The organism is Arthrobacter sp. LAPM80 (assembly GCF_046736435.1).
Lineage (GTDB): Bacteria > Actinomycetota > Actinomycetes > Actinomycetales > Micrococcaceae > Specibacter.
The window spans coordinates 79,229-95,924 of sequence record NZ_JBCHVD010000005.1 but is presented as its reverse complement, the minus strand read 5'-3'; the positions used below and the strand labels follow the sequence as shown (position 1 = coordinate 95,924).

15 protein-coding genes are annotated in these 16,696 nt (G+C 64.6%); 11 read left to right on the top strand and 4 right to left on the bottom strand.

What is annotated here, in order from left to right; genetic code table 11:
* Window positions 1-18 precede the first annotated feature (18 nt).
* Together AAGW05_RS07290 and AAGW05_RS07285 are read left to right on the top strand one after the other, a co-directional pair.
* Complete coding sequence (locus AAGW05_RS07290; protein WP_411803831.1) at window positions 19-1,812, top strand: proline--tRNA ligase; 1,794 nt, start codon at window positions 19-21, stop codon at window positions 1,810-1,812.
* Between the two features lie 98 nt (window positions 1,813-1,910).
* A complete protein-coding gene (locus AAGW05_RS07285; RefSeq protein ID WP_411803830.1) occupies window positions 1,911-2,711 on the top strand; it encodes a sulfite exporter TauE/SafE family protein in 801 nt (266 codons plus the stop codon).
* Here the strand turns inward: AAGW05_RS07285 and AAGW05_RS07280 are convergent, their stop codons facing one another.
* From AAGW05_RS07280 to AAGW05_RS07270, 3 genes are all read right to left on the bottom strand, one after another.
* The gene (locus AAGW05_RS07280) at window positions 2,712-3,704 is read right to left on the bottom strand and encodes an aminoglycoside phosphotransferase family protein (protein WP_411803829.1); all 993 of its coding nucleotides are present in this window, start codon (window positions 3,702-3,704) and stop codon (window positions 2,712-2,714) included.
* Between the two features lie 24 nt (window positions 3,705-3,728).
* Entirely contained in the window at window positions 3,729-4,460 is a 732-nt protein-coding gene (locus AAGW05_RS07275) for a VIT family protein (RefSeq protein ID WP_411803828.1), read from the bottom strand.
* A gap of 88 nt (window positions 4,461-4,548) precedes the next feature.
* The gene (locus tag AAGW05_RS07270) at window positions 4,549-6,114 is read right to left on the bottom strand and encodes a DUF4439 domain-containing protein (RefSeq protein ID WP_411803827.1); all 1,566 of its coding nucleotides are present in this window, start codon (window positions 6,112-6,114) and stop codon (window positions 4,549-4,551) included.
* A gap of 169 nt (window positions 6,115-6,283) precedes the next feature.
* Between AAGW05_RS07270 and rimP the strand changes: the two genes are divergently transcribed.
* The 5 genes from rimP (at window position 6,284) to rbfA (ending at window position 12,011) form a co-directional block, all read left to right on the top strand.
* Window positions 6,284-6,913: a ribosome maturation factor RimP gene (gene rimP / locus AAGW05_RS07265; protein ID WP_411803826.1), complete on the top strand. Its 630-nt coding sequence runs from the start codon at window positions 6,284-6,286 to the stop codon at window positions 6,911-6,913.
* A gap of 2 nt (window positions 6,914-6,915) precedes the next feature.
* Window positions 6,916-7,887 carry a transcription termination factor NusA gene (nusA, locus tag AAGW05_RS07260; protein ID WP_411803825.1) on the top strand — a complete coding sequence of 324 codons (972 nt, stop codon included), beginning with the start codon at window positions 6,916-6,918 and terminating at the stop codon, window positions 7,885-7,887.
* 138 nt (window positions 7,888-8,025) lie between these two features.
* Entirely contained in the window at window positions 8,026-8,307 is a 282-nt protein-coding gene (locus tag AAGW05_RS07255) for a YlxR family protein (RefSeq protein WP_411803942.1), read from the top strand.
* Between the two features lie 176 nt (window positions 8,308-8,483).
* Window positions 8,484-11,387, top strand: a complete 2,904-nt coding sequence (gene infB / locus AAGW05_RS07250) for a translation initiation factor IF-2 (protein ID WP_411803824.1) — start codon at window positions 8,484-8,486, stop codon at window positions 11,385-11,387.
* Window positions 11,388-11,573: 186 nt separating this feature from the next.
* The gene (rbfA, locus tag AAGW05_RS07245) at window positions 11,574-12,011 is read left to right on the top strand and encodes a 30S ribosome-binding factor RbfA (protein ID WP_411803823.1); all 438 of its coding nucleotides are present in this window, start codon (window positions 11,574-11,576) and stop codon (window positions 12,009-12,011) included.
* A 127-nt stretch (window positions 12,012-12,138) separates the two neighbouring features.
* Here rbfA and AAGW05_RS07240 read toward each other — a convergent pair whose 3' ends face one another.
* The gene (locus AAGW05_RS07240) at window positions 12,139-13,251 is read right to left on the bottom strand and encodes a ScyD/ScyE family protein (RefSeq protein ID WP_411803822.1); all 1,113 of its coding nucleotides are present in this window, start codon (window positions 13,249-13,251) and stop codon (window positions 12,139-12,141) included.
* Between the two features lie 278 nt (window positions 13,252-13,529).
* Here AAGW05_RS07240 and truB point away from each other — a divergent pair, with 278 nt between their 5' ends.
* Genes truB through AAGW05_RS07220 form a run of 4 tightly spaced genes read left to right on the top strand, consistent with a single transcriptional unit; the run spans window position 13,530 to window position 16,624 of the window.
* Window positions 13,530-14,513, top strand: a complete 984-nt coding sequence (gene truB, locus AAGW05_RS07235; RefSeq protein ID WP_411803821.1) for a tRNA pseudouridine(55) synthase TruB — start codon at window positions 13,530-13,532, stop codon at window positions 14,511-14,513.
* Window positions 14,510-14,932 carry a hypothetical protein gene (locus AAGW05_RS07230; protein ID WP_411803820.1) on the top strand — a complete coding sequence of 141 codons (423 nt, stop codon included), beginning with the start codon at window positions 14,510-14,512 and terminating at the stop codon, window positions 14,930-14,932. The genes truB and AAGW05_RS07230 overlap by 4 nt, the downstream gene beginning before the upstream one ends.
* Window positions 14,929-15,378, top strand: a complete 450-nt coding sequence (locus AAGW05_RS07225) for a hypothetical protein (protein ID WP_411803819.1) — start codon at window positions 14,929-14,931, stop codon at window positions 15,376-15,378. Before AAGW05_RS07230 ends, AAGW05_RS07225 begins: the two co-directional genes overlap by 4 nt.
* 1 nt (window position 15,379) lies before the next feature.
* The gene (locus AAGW05_RS07220) at window positions 15,380-16,624 is read left to right on the top strand and encodes a GNAT family N-acetyltransferase (protein ID WP_411803818.1); all 1,245 of its coding nucleotides are present in this window, start codon (window positions 15,380-15,382) and stop codon (window positions 16,622-16,624) included.
* Window positions 16,625-16,696: the final 72 nt, after the last annotated feature.

Here is a 16,696-nt window from a genome sequence, read left to right as displayed (position 1 = left end):
AGAAATGGAAAATTACGCGTGGCACTTCGCCTTTCCACCCTCTTTTTACGTACCCTGCGTGAAGATCCCGTCGACGCCGAAGTGGACAGCCACAAACTGCTGCTGCGCGCGGGTTACATCCGCCGGGCGGCCCCGGGCATCTACACCTGGCTCCCGCTGGGCCTGCGCGTGCTGCGCAAGGTCGAAGCCATTGTGCGTGAAGAGATGGACGCGTTCGGCGCTCAGGAAGTCCACTTCCCGGCCCTGCTGCCCAAGGAACCCTACGAGCTGACCAACCGCTGGCTCGAATACGGCGACGGCATTTTCCGCCTGCAGGACCGCAAGGGCGCGGACTACCTGCTGGCCCCCACCCACGAGGAAATGTTCACGCTGCTGGTCAAGGACCTGTACTCCTCCTACAAGGACCTGCCCCTGAGCCTGTACCAGATCCAGAACAAGTACCGCGACGAGGCACGTCCCCGCGCCGGCCTGCTGCGCGGGCGCGAGTTCATCATGAAGGACTCCTACTCCTTCGACGTCGACGAGGCCGGCCTGGACGCCAGTTACCTGGCCCACCGCGCCGCCTACCTGCGCATTTTCGAGCGCCTGGGCCTGGAAATCATCCCCGTGGCAGCCACCGCCGGTGCCATGGGTGGCTCCAAGAGCGAAGAGTTCCTGCACCCCGTGGCCATTGGTGAGGACACCTTTGTGCGTTCGGCCGGCGGATACGCTGCCAACGTCGAAGCCGTCACCACCGTTGTTCCGGAGGACATCGACTTCACCAACGCGCCCGCCGCGATCGTCCGCGACACCCCCGATACACCCACCATCGACACCCTGGTTGAGGCAGCCAACGAGCTCGCGCCCCGCGCCGAAGGGGCCTGGACCGCGGCCGACACCTTGAAGAACGTCGTGCTGGCCATCGACCTGCCCACAGGCGAACGCCGGATCGTCGTCATCGGCGTTCCCGGGGACCGCGCCGTGGACCTCAAGCGCATCGAAGCCAACATTGGTGCCCACCTCGAGGTCGGCGGTGAAGTTGGCGTGGAAGCAGCCGGTGAAGCTGACCTGAAGAAGATCGCAGGGCTCGTCAAGGGCTACATCGGCCCGGGCCTGAGCCTTGACGCCGCCGTGCTCGGCGCCGAAAGCACCACCAAACTGCTGTACCTGGTTGACCCGCGCGTCGTCTCCGGCACCACCTGGATCACCGGGGCTAACGAGGCAGGCAAGCACGTGTTCGGCCTCGTGGCTGGCCGCGACTTCGCCTGGGATGGCACTATCGAGGCCGTTGAAGTTCGCGAAGGCGACCCCGCCCCCGACGGATCCGGCCCCCTGGAAACCGCCCGCGGCATCGAAATGGGGCACATCTTTGCCCTGGGCACCAAGTACGCCGAAGCACTGGGACTGAAGGTCCTGGACAAGAACGGCAAGCTGAGCGTTGTCACGATGGGCTCCTACGGCATTGGCGTCACCCGCGCCGTTGCAGCCTTGGCCGAGTCCAACCACGACGACAAGGGCCTGATCTGGCCCGCCAACGTGGCTCCGGCCGACGTTCATGTGGTGGCCGTTGGCCGCGGCGATGAAATCTTCGACGCGGCGGCGCAGCTCACGGCCGACCTTGAAGCTGCGGGCCTGGACGTCATTTACGACGACCGCCCCAAGGTTTCCCCCGGCGTGAAGTTCGGCGATGCCGAGCTCATCGGCGTCCCGACCATCCTGGCCGTTGGCCGCGGACTTGTCGACGGCGTCGTGGAGATCAAGAATCGTGCCACCGGCGTTGCCGAGAACGTTCCCGTTGCCGAGGCCGTGCAGTACATCCTCGAGAACCAGTAGCCACTTCATCTGACCCGCAGAAAACAGCGAAAACCGTGGGAAATCCACGCCTTTTTCGCAGTTTTCTGCGGGTCAGTTGCCATTTATGAGGGGAATGCATGATTTCCGGCCTTGAAAACATCACGACGGCGACGATCCTGCTGATCATTGTGGCGGGCTTCGCCGCCGGCTGGGTCGACGCCGTCGTGGGCGGCGGCGGCCTTATCCAGCTCCCTGTCATGCTCATGATCCCCGGAATCACGCCCGTGCAGGCCCTTGCCACCAATAAGATGGGCTCGATTTTCGGCACCGCCACGAGTTCGATCACCTATTACAGGCGGGTGAAACCAGACCTGCGCACGGCCCTGCCCATGGCCGGTGTGGCACTGGTGGGCAGTGTCTGCGGGGCGGTTGTTGCGGCGAGCCTGCCCGGTTCGGTTTTCAAGCCGATCATCGTTGCGGCCCTGGTTGCCGTGCTGCTGTTCACAGCGCTCAAGCCAAACATCGGCGAGCTGACGGCCCTTCGCCACAGCGGCCGCAAGCACTACGTCGTCGCTGGGTGCATTGGCGCGGTGATCGGCTTCTACGACGGCCTCATCGGCCCCGGCACCGGCTCATTCCTGATCATCGCGATGGTCACCCTCATGGGCTACGCGTTCCTTGAGGCCAGCGCGAAGGCGAAAATTGTCAATCTTGCGACGAACGCCGGTGCCCTCATGTTCTTCCTTCCCCACGGCTCGCTGCTGTGGGGCGTGGGACTGATTGTGGGCGGAGCGAACATGGCCGGCGGCTATCTCGGCGCCCGCACGGCCGTAAAGCAAGGCAGCAAGTTCATCCGCATCGTTTTCCTGGTCGTCGTCACGGTGCTGATCATCAAGCTCGGAATCGACGTCTGGAATGAAAACGTCCTGCTGGGCTAACTAGTACAGCAGCTTCAGACCTTGTACGCCGGGGAGCCCTGGAAGCGTCTTCCCCGCCATGGTGCTTGCCACCCACAGGGACCGCTGGGCGTCGCCGCCATGTCCGGGTTCCTCCAGGTAGCAAAGTGCGTTTTCGACCTCCCTGACCACCGACCAGCCCGCGGTAAGCCCCTCGTCGAGCCCGGCAGCCTGCGCCAGCGATGACGCACGACGGCGGAGCCCGGCTTCCGGGGCCGACGTCGGCAGGTCCCGGAGCCGGTTCCACAGGCACGGTGCGACCGAAAATTCCGCGTCACCGACCTGGGCCTGCGGGTCAATGGCCAGGTACTGGCTTGAGCCGGGCTTCGCCAGGACGTTCAGGTAGTGCAGGTCTGTGTGGACAAGGACGTCATTGCTGCTGCGGCGAGCCACGGCACCCCGGGTTTGGCAGACCTCAAGCGCGGCCTCGAGCAGCCAGCGCGGAAACGGTTCCGACAGCTCGGACCAGCGTTGGGGAAGTTCGTCGCAGTACTGTTCGGCGGTCGCCGCAATGTGGGGGATCTCCCGCCATTGTGGCCGACCGTCGGGGCGGATGCTCAGGTCCTTCACAAGTGCTCCCCAGATGGCGATGGCTTCCTCCATGGGAAGTTCAAGCAGGGAGCGGTGTTCCTCCAGCCTGTCCATGAGCATGGCTCCGATGGATTCATCGCTTTGAAGGACCCGCACCGCACCGTGTCCCTCCCATAGGCGGAGCGCGACGGGCTCAAGCAGGGCTTCCTCGTGGGGGAAGGCCACCTTCAAGGCTGCGGGCACGCCTTTGCGGGTCAGGACCGGGACAACAACCCCGGTGTGCCCGTGCCACGGCAGTGCCCCGTTGGGAAGGTCGACGCTCAGCTGCCATTGCGCCAGGGCCGCCCTGATGAAGCCCGGCAGACGGCTCAGCCACGCGCGTCCCTCAACGGTTTGGCGGTGGCGCAGGCGCAGCGGTTCGGGAATTTCGACTCTTACGGGCACACCAACGAGCTTAGCCTGCGGCAATTAGCCGACGAGTCCGCTGGACCCCAGCAGGCGCCCGATCGCGAAGGTTGCGGCCAGGGCCAGGGCGCCGCCGAACACCACACGTGCCGCGGCCGTGGCGCGGGAACCGCCGCCAATCCGGGCTGCGGTCCAGCCGGTGATGCCCAGTGCCAGCAGGACTGTCACGAACGTGACGGGGACCCTGACGCCCTCCGGTGGCAGCAGGATGGCCAGCAGCGGCAGGATGGCGCCGAGCGTGAAGGCAATGGCCGATGCGAAGGCAGCATGCCAGGGGCTGACGACGTCGTCCACGTCAAGGTTGAGCTCGGCCGACAAGTGGGCGCCGAGCGCGTCATGCCCGGTCAATTCGCGGGCCACAAGGGCGGCGGTCGAGGGGGAGAGGCCCTTGCGTTCATAGGCCGTGGCGAGGTGGGCCAGGTTTTCCTGCGGGGCGCGAGCGAGATCGCCCTCCTTGGCGGCGATCATGGCCTTTTGGCTGTCGCGCTGGCTGCTGACCGAAACGTATTCGCCCAGTGCCATGGAGATGGCGCCCCCGATAAGTGCGGCCACCCCTGCCGTCAGGATGGCTCCGTTGCCCGATGTGGCTCCGGCAACGCCAACCACGACGGCGGCAACGGAGACGATTCCGTCATTGGCGCCCAGGACTCCGGCCCGCAGCCAGTTCAGCCGCTGGGCGATTTCCCCGGTCTTGGGGAGTTCACGGGGAATGGTCAGGTCTTCTGCTCGCTTCATGATCCAAGCCAATCATCGGCGTGTTGTTGGCGCCAGCAAGGCAAGGATGTGCTCGCTGAGGCATGCCTTTCCTCACCCCGGGGCCTGTTTAGCCGGCGGGCATGCCGGCGAGGGCGCCGGCCGGCCCACCCCAGTGCTCCTGTGCCTGGGTTGAGTCCAGTAGCCAGGTGACGGAGATTTCACGCAGCAAGCTGGTAGCCGCCGGTGCCTTGCCGCCCGTTGTGGAAGGGGATGCCGTTTCCTCGACGGGGGCGGCGGGGCTGAGCGCGGCCAGGTCGGCGTAAATGGCGGCGAGGTCCCTTTCCAGCCCGGCCAAAGCCTTCCCGGGTGTTGCCGTGAACGATGCGTCCAAGGCAAACCCTGCGACGGGTTTCGCCACCGGCAGGCACCGCACCAGAAGTTCACCGTTGAGCACCTCCAGCTTGCCCTGGTGGCGGGCCAGCAGTGCGGCGGACTTGCTGAACTGGGGTTCGGCCAGTCGCGTCGCAGCCACCTGGTAGGCGTAGATGGCCTTCTGCTCGCCGATGGCGGCGGCACGCAGCGCAGAATCGATCGTGACACCGGGTCGCGGCTCAAGGGTGGATGTGCACGTGGGGCCGCCCGGGGCCGGGAAATCAACCCGGGTGGGGGGCAATGCCGGCGCCGGAGGCGTGCTGCCCACGGTGGTGCCCAGGGCCTGTGCCCGCAACACTTGGTTCGTGCCCACCGCCGCGAAGACCCTCCCCATGGCCTTGTCCGCGGTCAGGGCGTTCTTGAGCAGTTCGTTGCCGCTGGCTCCCAGCGCAGCCATGAAGCCTGCCACCGTCGCCGCAGGGGTCGGTGCGGCAGTCGCCGGGGACGTGCTCGGCGGGAGCCCGTCACCCAAGGACTCAGCCTGGATGGCAAGGTCCTTGACTGCCCTGCCCAGAATCTCCTTCACGGCCGGTGAGCTGGTGGAATTGTGCAAGGCGGTGGCCTGGCTCAACAGTGCTGTTGTCCTTTCCCGCGCGGCCGCGCGGTGCTGCTCCGTCTGTGACGGACCGACAGATGCTTCCTTGGTGCCTGAGAACACGGTGCCCATCGCGACAACCACGGCCGAAATGACAAGCATGAAGAACAGGCCCCTGATGAAGGCCGTGAAGCGGCTCCGCTTCCTGCGCGGCGCCTTGTTCCCGGCGTTCGTTTGGGGCTGTGGGGGTTCGACGGACGGCGTTGCGCGCACACCGTTTTTCACATCCGGGGCACCTGCTCCAACCTCCACGTCGGCCGTCCCGTTTTGTTCGGCAAGCCGCCTTTCGCGACGGGACAGGGGAACCTGCTCCTCGCCGGCTGCAGATGCTCGCCCGCCATCGCCTGCATCTTCCTGCGTCGAAGCAGGTTCCGCAGGGGTTTCGTCGCGCGGCTGGGCCCCGGCACCAGGTTCCGGTGCGGCGGCGGGCGACTGGCCGGCGTCGTGCGTGACGGGGGAGTCCGCGGGGTCAGGCGCCTCGGTGGGCACAAGCTGGCCATCCGTGCCAACAACCAGCAGGGCAGGCGCAACTGCGGCGGCCTTCGCGGGGGCACCTGCAGGGGCAGTGGCGCGACGGGGCCCCCTGCGCGGCTTCCTGCCTGCCTTGTTGCCTGTGGCGGCGGGAAGCGAAGCGTCGGGCCGGGCCTGGGAATCGGGATTGGTCACAACTGTTGATCATCTCATGAGAGCCCAAACCGGTGCACGCCGGCGGCGTCGGATCCGCAGAATTGGGGCGGCAGTGCGTCCATAGTCACACCCAATCCGTTCAGCGCAGCTGCCGGAAACTCGGTAGCATGTATATCTACAACAACATCAATAGGGAGGCGTGCGTTTTATGACGAAGCCGGATAGGCCGAAAGTGGCCGCACGCTCAGGGAAAGCACCGTCTGCATTGGATGCGGCGGCGGAAGCGCAAAGACTCCATGCTTTTCTGGCCCCCACGGTTGCCGCCGCGAACCTGTACCTTGAGGAAGTCAAAGTACATTTCGACGGCTCGCAACGGACAGTCTCCGTCGTTGTTGACCTGCCCGAAGACGCGTCAGGGGGAGTGGGCCTCGATGCGATTTCCGTGATCTCCCGTGAGCTTTCGGACGCCATGGATGCAGATCCCAACGACGACGGCAGCGTCTACACCTTGGAAATCTCCTCACCCGGGGCCACCCGGCCCCTGACCGAACCCCGCCACTGGCGCCGGGCACTGGGGCGCATGGCGAAGGTCAACGTCTCCGACCGGGAAAACTTCATGGGCAGGATCCTGGCCGTGGACGATGACGGTGTGCTCTTCAAGCCCGAACTGCCCGTAAAAAAGGGCATGAAGCCCAAGCAGGGCGAACCCGAAAAGATCTTATTTACGGTCATCCGCCGTGGTGTTGTTGAACTTGAATTTGCCCGCCTGGACGAGGCGGAGCTCGATTTGGAATTTGAACCGACCGGCGGCGACGCTGTCGATGGAGAGGGAAGCTGACTATGGACATAGATATGAGCGCACTACGTGAGTTGGAGCGCCAACGGGAGATCCCGCTGGACCTGCTCATTCCCACCATTGAGCAGGCCCTGCTGATGGCCTACCACAAGTCCCCCGGCGCCTACGAGATGGCCCGTGCCGAGCTTGACCGCAAGACCGGCCACGTCACCATCTGGGCTGCCGAGCTCGACGACGACGGCGAGCCCGTCGGTGAATTCGAGGACACGCCCAGGGGCTTTGGCCGCATTGCTGCCAGCACCGCGCGCCAGATCATCCTGCAGCGCCTGCGCGACGTTGAGGACGACGCCGTTGTGGGCGAGTTCCGCGGCAAGGAAGGCGAGCTCGTCTCCGGCCAGATCCAGCAGGGCAACAACCCGAACATGATCCAGGTCAACCTCGGCGCCGTCGAGGGTGTACTGCCTCCGAACGAGCAGGTGCCCGGCGAGGACTACCGCCACGGAACCCGCATCCGCACGTTCGTGGTGGATGTGCGCCGCGGCACGAAGGGCCCTTCCATCACGCTTTCACGCTCCCACCCGGGCCTCGTGCGCAAGCTCTTCGAAATGGAAGTTCCCGAGATTGCCGACGGCACGGTCGAGATCGTTGCCCTGGCCCGCGAAGCCGGCCACCGCAGCAAGATTGCCGTCCAGGCCAACAAGCTCGGCGTCAACGCCAAGGGCTCCTGCATTGGTGAGATGGGCTCGCGTGTTCGTGCCGTCATGACCGAGCTCAACGACGAGAAGATTGACATCGTTGATTTCGACGAGGATCCGGCCACATTTATCGCCAATTCCCTCTCGCCGTCGAAGGTGATTTCAGTCACCATCCTCGATGAGGCTTTGCGCTCCGCCAAGGTCGTTGTCCCCGATTACCAGCTGTCTTTGGCCATTGGCAAGGAAGGGCAGAACGCCCGCCTCGCCGCCAAGCTCACCGGCTGGCGCATTGACATCGTCTCCGACGCCGCGGCTGTTTAGGTCTGCGGTCACGGGGCGCGGTAGAATATAAACAACCGGGCCCAAAACTGCCCTGACATCCCAAGACCTGAAGGCACGGCACAGTTGGTAAAGAAAGCAGTGGCAGCGCACAGCGAAGCTGCAGACACCAACGAAGCAATGCGGACATGCATTGGGTGCAGGAAGGTTGGGGAACGGTTTCAGCTTGTGCGGCTGGTGAGGTCAACCAACAGCTCCGGTGAGACGGTGGCGTTGGTTGATGTTCGACGTCGTATGCCTGGCAGGGGTGCATGGCTGCACGCCGGTGAGGAATGCTGGAAGCTTGCGATCAAACGCCGCGCCATTGGCAGGGCCCTTCCGGGGGTCACCGATGTGGGTGACGTTGAAGCGTTTGCGAAGGACGGGCTGCCGCCATTGGCAGTCCAAGATCTACGAACCTAATTGTCCCTTTTGTGAAAGCGGGTCAGAAAACCGATGGAAACCCGATGAGTACCCAGCGATGAGTGCCCAAAAATGAGCATCTTTGTGCTCTCTCATACCGCCCATTCCGACGTGGAATGTTGCAGTAAGAATTAAACGGTTCGTACCTGTCCGGTGCGGGCCGAGACAGGAGTAATGTGGCCAAGGCCCGCGTACACGAGCTTGCAAAAGAGCTCGGCATCACCTCGAAAGAAGCAGTAAGCAAACTTCAGGAACTGGGCGAATTCGTTCGTTCGGCATCCTCCACCATTGAGGCCCCCGTCGTGAAGAAGCTTCGCGACGCATTCCCCGTGACAGCCCCGAAGGCTGGCGAACCCAAGCCTGCGGCAGCTGCCCCGGCCGCCCCCAAGGCTGCCGCACCAGCGGAAACAACACCTAAGGCAGCGGCTCCAACCGCTGGGAGTGCTGCGGTTCCCGGCCCGAAGGCTCCGGCTGCAAAGCCCGGCGCGAAGGCTGCCCCAGCTCCTGCTGCGCCTGCCGCCCCCGTTGAGGCAGCGCCTGCACCGGCAGCCCCGGTTGAGGCAGCTTCGGCCGCCGCACCCAAGGCGGCCGCACCCAAGGCTGCAACGCCGGGCGCCCCGCGCCCCGGAAACAACCCCTTCGCAACGTCGCAGGGCATGCCGCGCTCAGGCAACCGCCCGGACCGCAACGAGGGACGCAACGACAACCGTGCGCCCCGTCCGGCTGGTGCCGGCGCCCCGGGTGGCGGTGCTCCGCGCCCCGGAAACAACCCGTTCGCAACCTCACAGGGCATGCCCCGTCCGGGTGCCCCGCGTAACGCCGAAGCAGGCGCCGCAGGTCCCCGTCCCGGTGGTCCGCGTCCCGCAGCCGGTGCAGGTGGTCCCCGTCCGGGTGCCCCTCGTCCCGCCGGTGCCCCCGGTGCAGGCGGCCCCCGTCCGGGTGCCCCGCGTCCCGGCGGTCCCCGTCCCACTCCGGGCATGATGCCCAACCGCACCGAGCGCCCCGCTGCGCCCGGCCGCGGAACTGACCGTCCCGGTGCTCCGGGCCGTGGACGTCCGGGTGCTCCCGGCGCGACCCCCGGTGGCGCACCTGGTGGAGCTCCCGCCGGTGGTGGCTTCGGCAAGGGTGGCCGCGGTCGCGGTGGCACCCAGGGTGCATTCGGCAAGGGCGGCGCAGGCCGTGGCAAGCAGCGCAAGTCCAAGCGTGCAAAGCGCCAGGAACTTGAGCAGATGAGTGCTCCTTCACTGGGCGGCGTGAGCGTACCCCGTGGAGACGGCAGCACTGTTATCCGCCTGCGTCGCGGTTCCTCCATCACGGACTTCGCCGACAAGATTGAGGCGAACCCGGCAGCACTCGTGACTGTGCTCTTCCACCTGGGCGAAATGGCAACTGCCACGCAGTCCCTGGACGAAGACACCTTCGGCCTGTTGGGTGAGGAGCTTGGCTACAAGGTCCAGGTTGTTTCCCCTGAAGACGAAGAGCGCGAACTGCTGAGCAGTTTCGATATCGACTTCGATGCCGAACTCGAAGCAGAAGGCGACGACGACCTCGAGGTCCGCCCGCCGGTCGTCACCGTCATGGGTCACGTTGACCATGGTAAGACCCGCCTGCTGGATGCCATCCGCAAGTCGGACGTTGTTGCCGACGAGCACGGTGGAATCACCCAGCACATCGGTGCCTACCAGATCGTGCACGAGCACGAGGGCAACGAACGCCGCATCACCTTCATTGACACCCCCGGCCACGAGGCGTTTACCGCCATGCGTGCCCGTGGTGCCAAGGTCACCGACATTGCCATCTTGGTTGTTGCCGCTGATGACGGTGTCATGCCGCAGACCATTGAGGCGCTCAACCACGCCCAGGCAGCAAATGTGCCCATCGTGGTTGCTGTGAACAAGATCGATAAGGATTCAGCAAACCCGGAGAAGATCCGTGGCCAGCTGACCGAGTACGGTTTGGTTCCCGAAGAATACGGTGGCGACACCATGTTCGTGGACGTATCCGCACGCAACGGCATCAACATCGAGGAACTCCTCGAAGCTGTGCTGTTGACGGCTGATGCTGCCTTGGACATGCGCGCCAACCCGAACAAGGATGCCCGCGGTATTGCCATTGAGGCGAACCTGGACAAGGGTCGCGGTTCCGTGGCCACCGTTCTGGTGCAGTCAGGTACCTTGCACGTTGGTGATACCATCGTTGCGGGCACCGCCCATGGCCGTGTTCGTGCCATGTTCGACGAGAACGGTGACGTCATCACCGAGGCCGGACCCTCGCGTCCTGTCCAGGTGCTGGGTCTGTCCAACGTTCCCCGTGCAGGTGACACGTTCTTCGTTACAGGCGACGAGCGCACCGCCCGCCAGATCGCTGAAAAGCGTGAAGCTGCGGACCGCAACGCCGCACTGGCCAAGCGTCGCAAGCGCATCAGCCTGGAAGACTTCGACCAGGCCGTCGCTGACGGCAAGGTTGACACCCTTAACCTCATCCTCAAGGGTGACGTGTCCGGTGCCGTTGAGGCCCTGGAAGACTCGTTGCTCAAGATCGATGTTGGCGAGGGCGTGCAGCTGCGCGTCATCCACCGCGGTGTGGGTGCCATCACGCAGAACGACGTCAACCTGGCAACAGTGGACAACGCCATCATCATCGGCTTCAACGTCAAGCCTGCTGAGCGTGTTGCCGAACTGGCTGACCGTGAAGGCGTTGACATGCGCTTCTACTCGGTCATCTACGGCGCCATCGATGACATTGAGCTGGCTCTCAAGGGCATGCTCAAGCCTGAGTACGAGGAAGCCGAGCTGGGTACCGCGGAAATCCGCGAAGTATTCCGTTCCTCCAAGCACGGCAACATCGCCGGTTCCATCGTTCGCTCCGGAACCATCCGTCGTAACTCCAAGGCACGTGTTCTCCGCGCCGGGAAGATCATCGGTGAGAACCTCACCGTTGACTCGCTCAAGCGCTTCAAGGATGACGCAACCGAAGTCCGCACCGACTTCGAGTGTGGTATTGGTTTGGGATCGTTCAACGACCTGCAGGCCGAGGACATCATCCAGACGTACGAAATGCGCGAGAAGCCGCGGGCGTAACACCCCCAAGCTCCCAGGCAGCGGCCCGCCCGCGGGCCGCTGCCTGGGGCCCTCACGCTTGTTGGCCCAACGCACGTCGTAGGCCCTGCACAGCCGGTTGGGCGTCCACATGGGCGCCCAACCGGCTTTGTTTCCCTAGGATGGTCCTTAGACCATCCTTGTCTTTCATCTTCTAAGGAGTTCATCATGGCTGATTCAGCCCGCGCATCAAAGTTGGCGCAGCGCATCAAGGTTGTGGTGGCCGTGGGCCTTCGCTCAAGGGTCAAGGATCCCCGCGTTGAAGGCATAACCGTCACCGACGCCCGTGTCACCAACGACCTGCAGCACGCCACCATCTACTACACCGTTTTCGGTGACGAGACTGCCAGCACCGAGGCAAAGATCGGCCTGGAGCGCGCCAAGGGTGTGCTTCGTGCAGAAGTCGGCAAGAACATCACTGTGCGCCTGACGCCCACACTTGAGTTCGTTGCCGACGAAATCCCGGAGAACGCCTCCAACCTGGAAGCCCTGCTGCGGGTCGCCAAGGAACGCGACGCCAAGCTGGCGGAGATCTCAGCCAACGCCGAGTTCGCAGGCGAGGCAGACCCGTACAAGAAGGACGAGGACGACACCGAAGAGGCATAGCCTCGCCATGCGCGATGCCGCCGGGGCAGGGCAAGAATGACCCGTGTGTGACAAATGCCATGGTTTGACACAATTGCCGGGGTTTGAACCCCGGCAATTGTGTCAAACCATGGCATTTTTGGTGCGGTTACCGCAATCCCTTCGTGATCAGGCTGCCACCGGTTTCGGCAAGGGCGTTCGTGAGGGCTGCCAGCGTGGAACCGCTGATTGCCACATCCGAGGCCATCACGGCGGGCAGGACATTGGTGACCTTGCCCTTCTTGATGACGCTGACACCGTCGCCCATCAACTGGGCCACATAGACGTTGTCGTTGCGGTCAACGGCGATGCCCGTCGGTGCGGCCAACCCCTGTGCCAACAGCTGCGTGGTGCCGCTGTGCAGGTTGGTCCTGTAGGCCTTGCCCATACCCAGGCTTTCCCCCGGCACGCCGGGCAGGACGGTGTAGTAGAGCCACGATCCGTCAACCTCGACATCGGTGGGCACCGCCTGTGCATAGTACTGCAAGCCCAGCATGCAGTCCGGGATGACCATTCCCATGTTGGACGCAACGGCCACCACTGAGGCATCAATAGTGATCGGTTCTGCCGGAAGTGCCTTGACGAGCCTCACCTTTCCGGTGTTGCTGACGTACAGGATGGCATTGGCTCCGGCATCGCCCACGTACACGCCATTCTCGACGGGTGCCGATGAGTACGGGTGGGAGAAGACCTCGCCCGTCTGCTGCAGGTACGGGGCCTGGGCCAGGCAGTCAGCCGAAGCGTCCCGGACCCCATAGACGGTGTTTCCATCCGGATTGTTTGCGGCTTCGAAGATACTCAGGTCGGCCATCTGCCGGGTGTTCCCGTGATGGTCGATCTTCATCAGCCTCGCAGGAAGCAGCTGGCCACCTGGTTCCGGTCCCGTTCCCATGTCGTTGTTGAAATAGTAGGTTGAGCCGTCCTTATAGGAGACGCCCGCGATTTCCTGCCCGGGTGCGTTGACGACCGTCGTCTTCACGCCCTTGCTCGAAATGCTGGTGAGCCGACCGGCGAAGGACTCCGCCACAAGGAAGCTGCCCTTCGGGCCAAAGGCAACCTTCAGCGGAGTGATCAGCTGGGAGGCAACCTCGGTGACGGGGGAGGGGTGGTGGCCGGGATGGCCGGATCCGGCGCTGTTGCCGGGATGGGCAAACGCAGGACTGGCAGAGATGACCACGGCAAATGCGCAGGCGGCAGCGATGGCCGCAATTCTTGACCTCATAATGATCCCTTGCTGGGAGGGCCCGGTGATGACGGGTTGGGAATTATGGTGCCAGGTCCTGGCAAAAAACGCCGCGCCCTGGCATTCAACCTTTAACAGGCGACGTGGATCTTTGCCCCCAGGACCATCATTCCGGCGATCTTGCCGCGCACAACCTCCAGGGGGTGGGCAAACAAGTGGTTCAATCCTAAAGCAGGTCAATACCTACGGTCAAAAAGTTTTCCTGTCGGCCGCAGCCGCTGACAAGGTCAGGCCCCGGTACGGATATACTTCAAAGCGTGCTTTCTGGACTGGTAATCGTAGACAAACCGCAGGGATGGACCAGCCACGATGTGGTCGGCCGGATGCGAAGGCTTGCAGGGACCCGAAAAGTCGGGCACGCAGGCACCCTCGACCCCATGGCAACAGGCGTCCTGGTGGTGGGCATCAACAAGGCCACCCGATTGCTGACGTACATCGTGGGCACCTCCAAGACCTACGAGGCAACCATCCGCCTCGGCGCCACCACCATCACCGACGACGCCGAGGGCGAGGTCACGGCCACCGCCCCGACCGACGCCGTCACCGATGAGGCCATCGAGACCGGCATCGGCGTGCTCCGCGGACCCATCTCGCAGGTGCCCAGCAGCGTCAGCGCCATCAAGGTCAACGGCGAACGTGCCTATGCGCGCGTCCGCTCCGGCGAAGAGGTCAAGCTGGCCGCCCGCCCCGTCACCATCCACGCCTTCGACGTCCGGGCGATCCGCCACGGTGTCACGGCCGATGCCGCCGGGGATTCCGTGACGCCCGACGGCGTGACATACGTAGACATTGACGTCACCGTGCGCTGTTCCTCGGGAACGTACATCCGGGCCCTGGCCCGGGACCTGGGCGCCGGGCTTGGAGTTGGCGGACACCTCACAGCCCTGCGCCGCAGCGCCGTTGGACCGTACACGCTGGACCAGGCCCGCACCCTTGAAGAACTCGCGGACGATCTGCGCATCCTGGACATTGCAGATGCCGCCCGCGCCCTCATGCCCGTGCGCGAGCTCAGTGCCGAGGAAGCCGTGGAGCTTTCCTTTGGCCGCCGCATCCCGGCCAGCGCCGACGGCATGCACACAGTCGCGGAGCCCGCCGCTGCCTTTGCTCCCGACGGAACCCTCGTGGCCCTGTTGGCCGACGCCGGCAAATACGCCAAGCCCGTCCTCGTGTTCCCGCCAGACCCTGAACCGCAGGCAGCCGCTCCCGTAGCACCCGATGCGGACACGGAGCCCACCACATGACCCTTGACGCCTGGTTCATCAGTGGCGCCATCGTCGGGCTGGCCTCCACCATCGTGTGCATCGTTGCAGCGGTGATGAAAAAGAAGCCGAACGACGTCACGCTCCTGGCGCTGATCGCCGTCGAACTTTTCATTGTGGCTTATGCGATCGGCTCGATTGTCAGGCTGTCTGGCGGGGCGCACCTGGCGGGGGAGGCCTGGGAGTTCTGGGGCTACATGTTCACAGCCGCAGCCCTCCCTGTCGCCGGTTTCTACTGGGCCATGATGGAACGCACGTTCTGGTCCAACTACGTCATGGGTGCCGTGGGCGTAACGGTCGTGGTCATGATGGCCCGCATGGCCCAGATTTGGTACGGAACACCCGTTCTCGCACAAGCCGCGCAGGCTTTGAACCCCCTGCAACAAGGATTTGGACTATGAGTTTCTTCAACAAGGTCGACAAGAACAACGCCGAAAAGGCCGAAGCACAAGCCCCCCACGGGCGCACCTCGGGCGCGGGACGGCTGCTGATCACCGTCTACGCCGTTTTCGCCATATCGGCCTCTGCCCGCGCCGGCTACCAGATCGCCACCCAGTTCGCCGACGCCCCGCTCGCCTACCTCCTTTCGGCGTTCGCCGCCGTCGTGTACATCGTGGCCACCGTGGCACTGGCAAAGCCGGGCGCCATGTGGGCCAGGGTCGCCACGGTTGCCATCTGCATTGAGCTGCTGGGTGTCCTGGTGGTCGGTACGCTGAGCTTTGTTGACGCGGCCGCGTTCGAGCATGCAAGTGTTTGGAGCAAGTTTGGTCAAGGCTACGGCTACATCCCGCTGCTGCTGCCCATCATCGGCCTGATCTGGCTGCGCCGGCACCCCGAAGCGAAGTGAGATGACGGCCGGCCGGCATTCGGGGCCAGACCCCGTGCTTGTGGATGGGGCAGTCTCGCTGCGCCGCTTCACAGCCGTCGACGCCCCGGCGTTTGCCGCCATCCACAGTGACCCGTTGAACGTCCTGTGGTCCGGCTCCGTTGCCGACATGGACCCGGCCCGGGCCGTTGACTTCATTGAAGGATCCATTGCGGCCGGGTGGGACAACGGCAGCAGCCTGCGCTTTGCCATTGTTCAACGAATGGCAGGGGCCAAGACCGGGGAAGTCGTCGGGACCCTGAGCCTGCAGGATCTCTTCCGGACGCCCAAGGGCGGATCGGCAAGTGTTGGGATCAAGATGCTTCCGGCCGGACGCGGCACCGGAAGCGCCGGACGGGCCATTAGGCTGCTGTGCGACTATGCCTACGGCACGCTTGGCCTTGAGATCCTGCACTGGCGCTGCACCTCGGGCAACCTCGGCAGTGTCTCGCTCGCCGGGCGGTGCGGATTTGTGCTCGCTGCTGAAATTCCCGGTTTTGGCCACGTGGGCGGCGAGGTCGCCGACGGCCTGATGTTCACCCAAAGCGCACGGCAATGGGCGGGGCGGGACAAGCTCACCGGGCAGGACAGCCACGACACGGACGGCAGCCGGCAGGGACATTCCAGGGGTACCAACCTGGACCCCACCCCCGTCGTGCCCGTGCTGCGCGGCCCCACGGTTGTGCTCCGCGCGCCGGCCATGGCCGACGCCGGGCAGCTGGTGGAGATCTGCCGTGACCCCGAATCCGTCCGGTGGACCACCATTCCGCTGGACTACACGATGGATCATGCCATCGACTTCATCAAGAACATCACGCCCAAAGGCTGGCGCACAGGGGAAACCCTGACGTTCGCCGTCGCCCATGCCGAAACCGACACCCTGCTTGGCACGGTCGACCTGCAGTGCCCGAACCCAGGCACGGCCGCCGTCGGCATTAACATCGGTGCCGGTAACCGCGGCACCGGCACCGCCGAAGCCGCCGCAAGGCTGCTCCTTGACTACGCCTTCAACCAGCTAAACCTGGCCTATGTGCACTGGCACGCCCTGGTGCCCAATTGGGGCAGCAGGAAGCTTGCCTGGAAGCTGGGTTTCACCTTTGACGGGCAGCTTCGCGGTGACTACAACGACCGCGGCACGCCGGCTGACCGCTGGGTGCTGTCCCTTGCCGCCGGTGAGGAACATGCGCCGCGGGAACCCTGGACGGGACCGGCTCCGCTCAGCAGGTAATCTAGGAACGGCGGCGGCTCTGCTTCGCCCGGTGCGGACACCGCACGGAGCGTCGGCAGCGGCCGCGATTGG

Coding starts and splice junctions, on each gene's coding strand:
- AAGW05_RS07285 (WP_411803830.1), top strand. CDS start 1,911: ATGATTTCCGGCCTTGAAAACATCACGACGGCGACGATCCTGCTGATC.
- AAGW05_RS07275 (WP_411803828.1), bottom strand. CDS start 4,460: ATGAAGCGAGCAGAAGACCTGACCATTCCCCGTGAACTCCCCAAGACC.
- rimP (WP_411803826.1), top strand. CDS start 6,284: ATGACGAAGCCGGATAGGCCGAAAGTGGCCGCACGCTCAGGGAAAGCA.
- nusA (WP_411803825.1), top strand. CDS start 6,916: ATGGACATAGATATGAGCGCACTACGTGAGTTGGAGCGCCAACGGGAG.
- AAGW05_RS07255 (WP_411803942.1), top strand. CDS start 8,026: ATGCGGACATGCATTGGGTGCAGGAAGGTTGGGGAACGGTTTCAGCTT.
- rbfA (WP_411803823.1), top strand. CDS start 11,574: ATGGCTGATTCAGCCCGCGCATCAAAGTTGGCGCAGCGCATCAAGGTT.
- AAGW05_RS07240 (WP_411803822.1), bottom strand. CDS start 13,251: ATGAGGTCAAGAATTGCGGCCATCGCTGCCGCCTGCGCATTTGCCGTG.
- AAGW05_RS07230 (WP_411803820.1), top strand. CDS start 14,510: ATGACCCTTGACGCCTGGTTCATCAGTGGCGCCATCGTCGGGCTGGCC.
- AAGW05_RS07225 (WP_411803819.1), top strand. CDS start 14,929: ATGAGTTTCTTCAACAAGGTCGACAAGAACAACGCCGAAAAGGCCGAA.
- AAGW05_RS07220 (WP_411803818.1), top strand. CDS start 15,380: ATGACGGCCGGCCGGCATTCGGGGCCAGACCCCGTGCTTGTGGATGGG.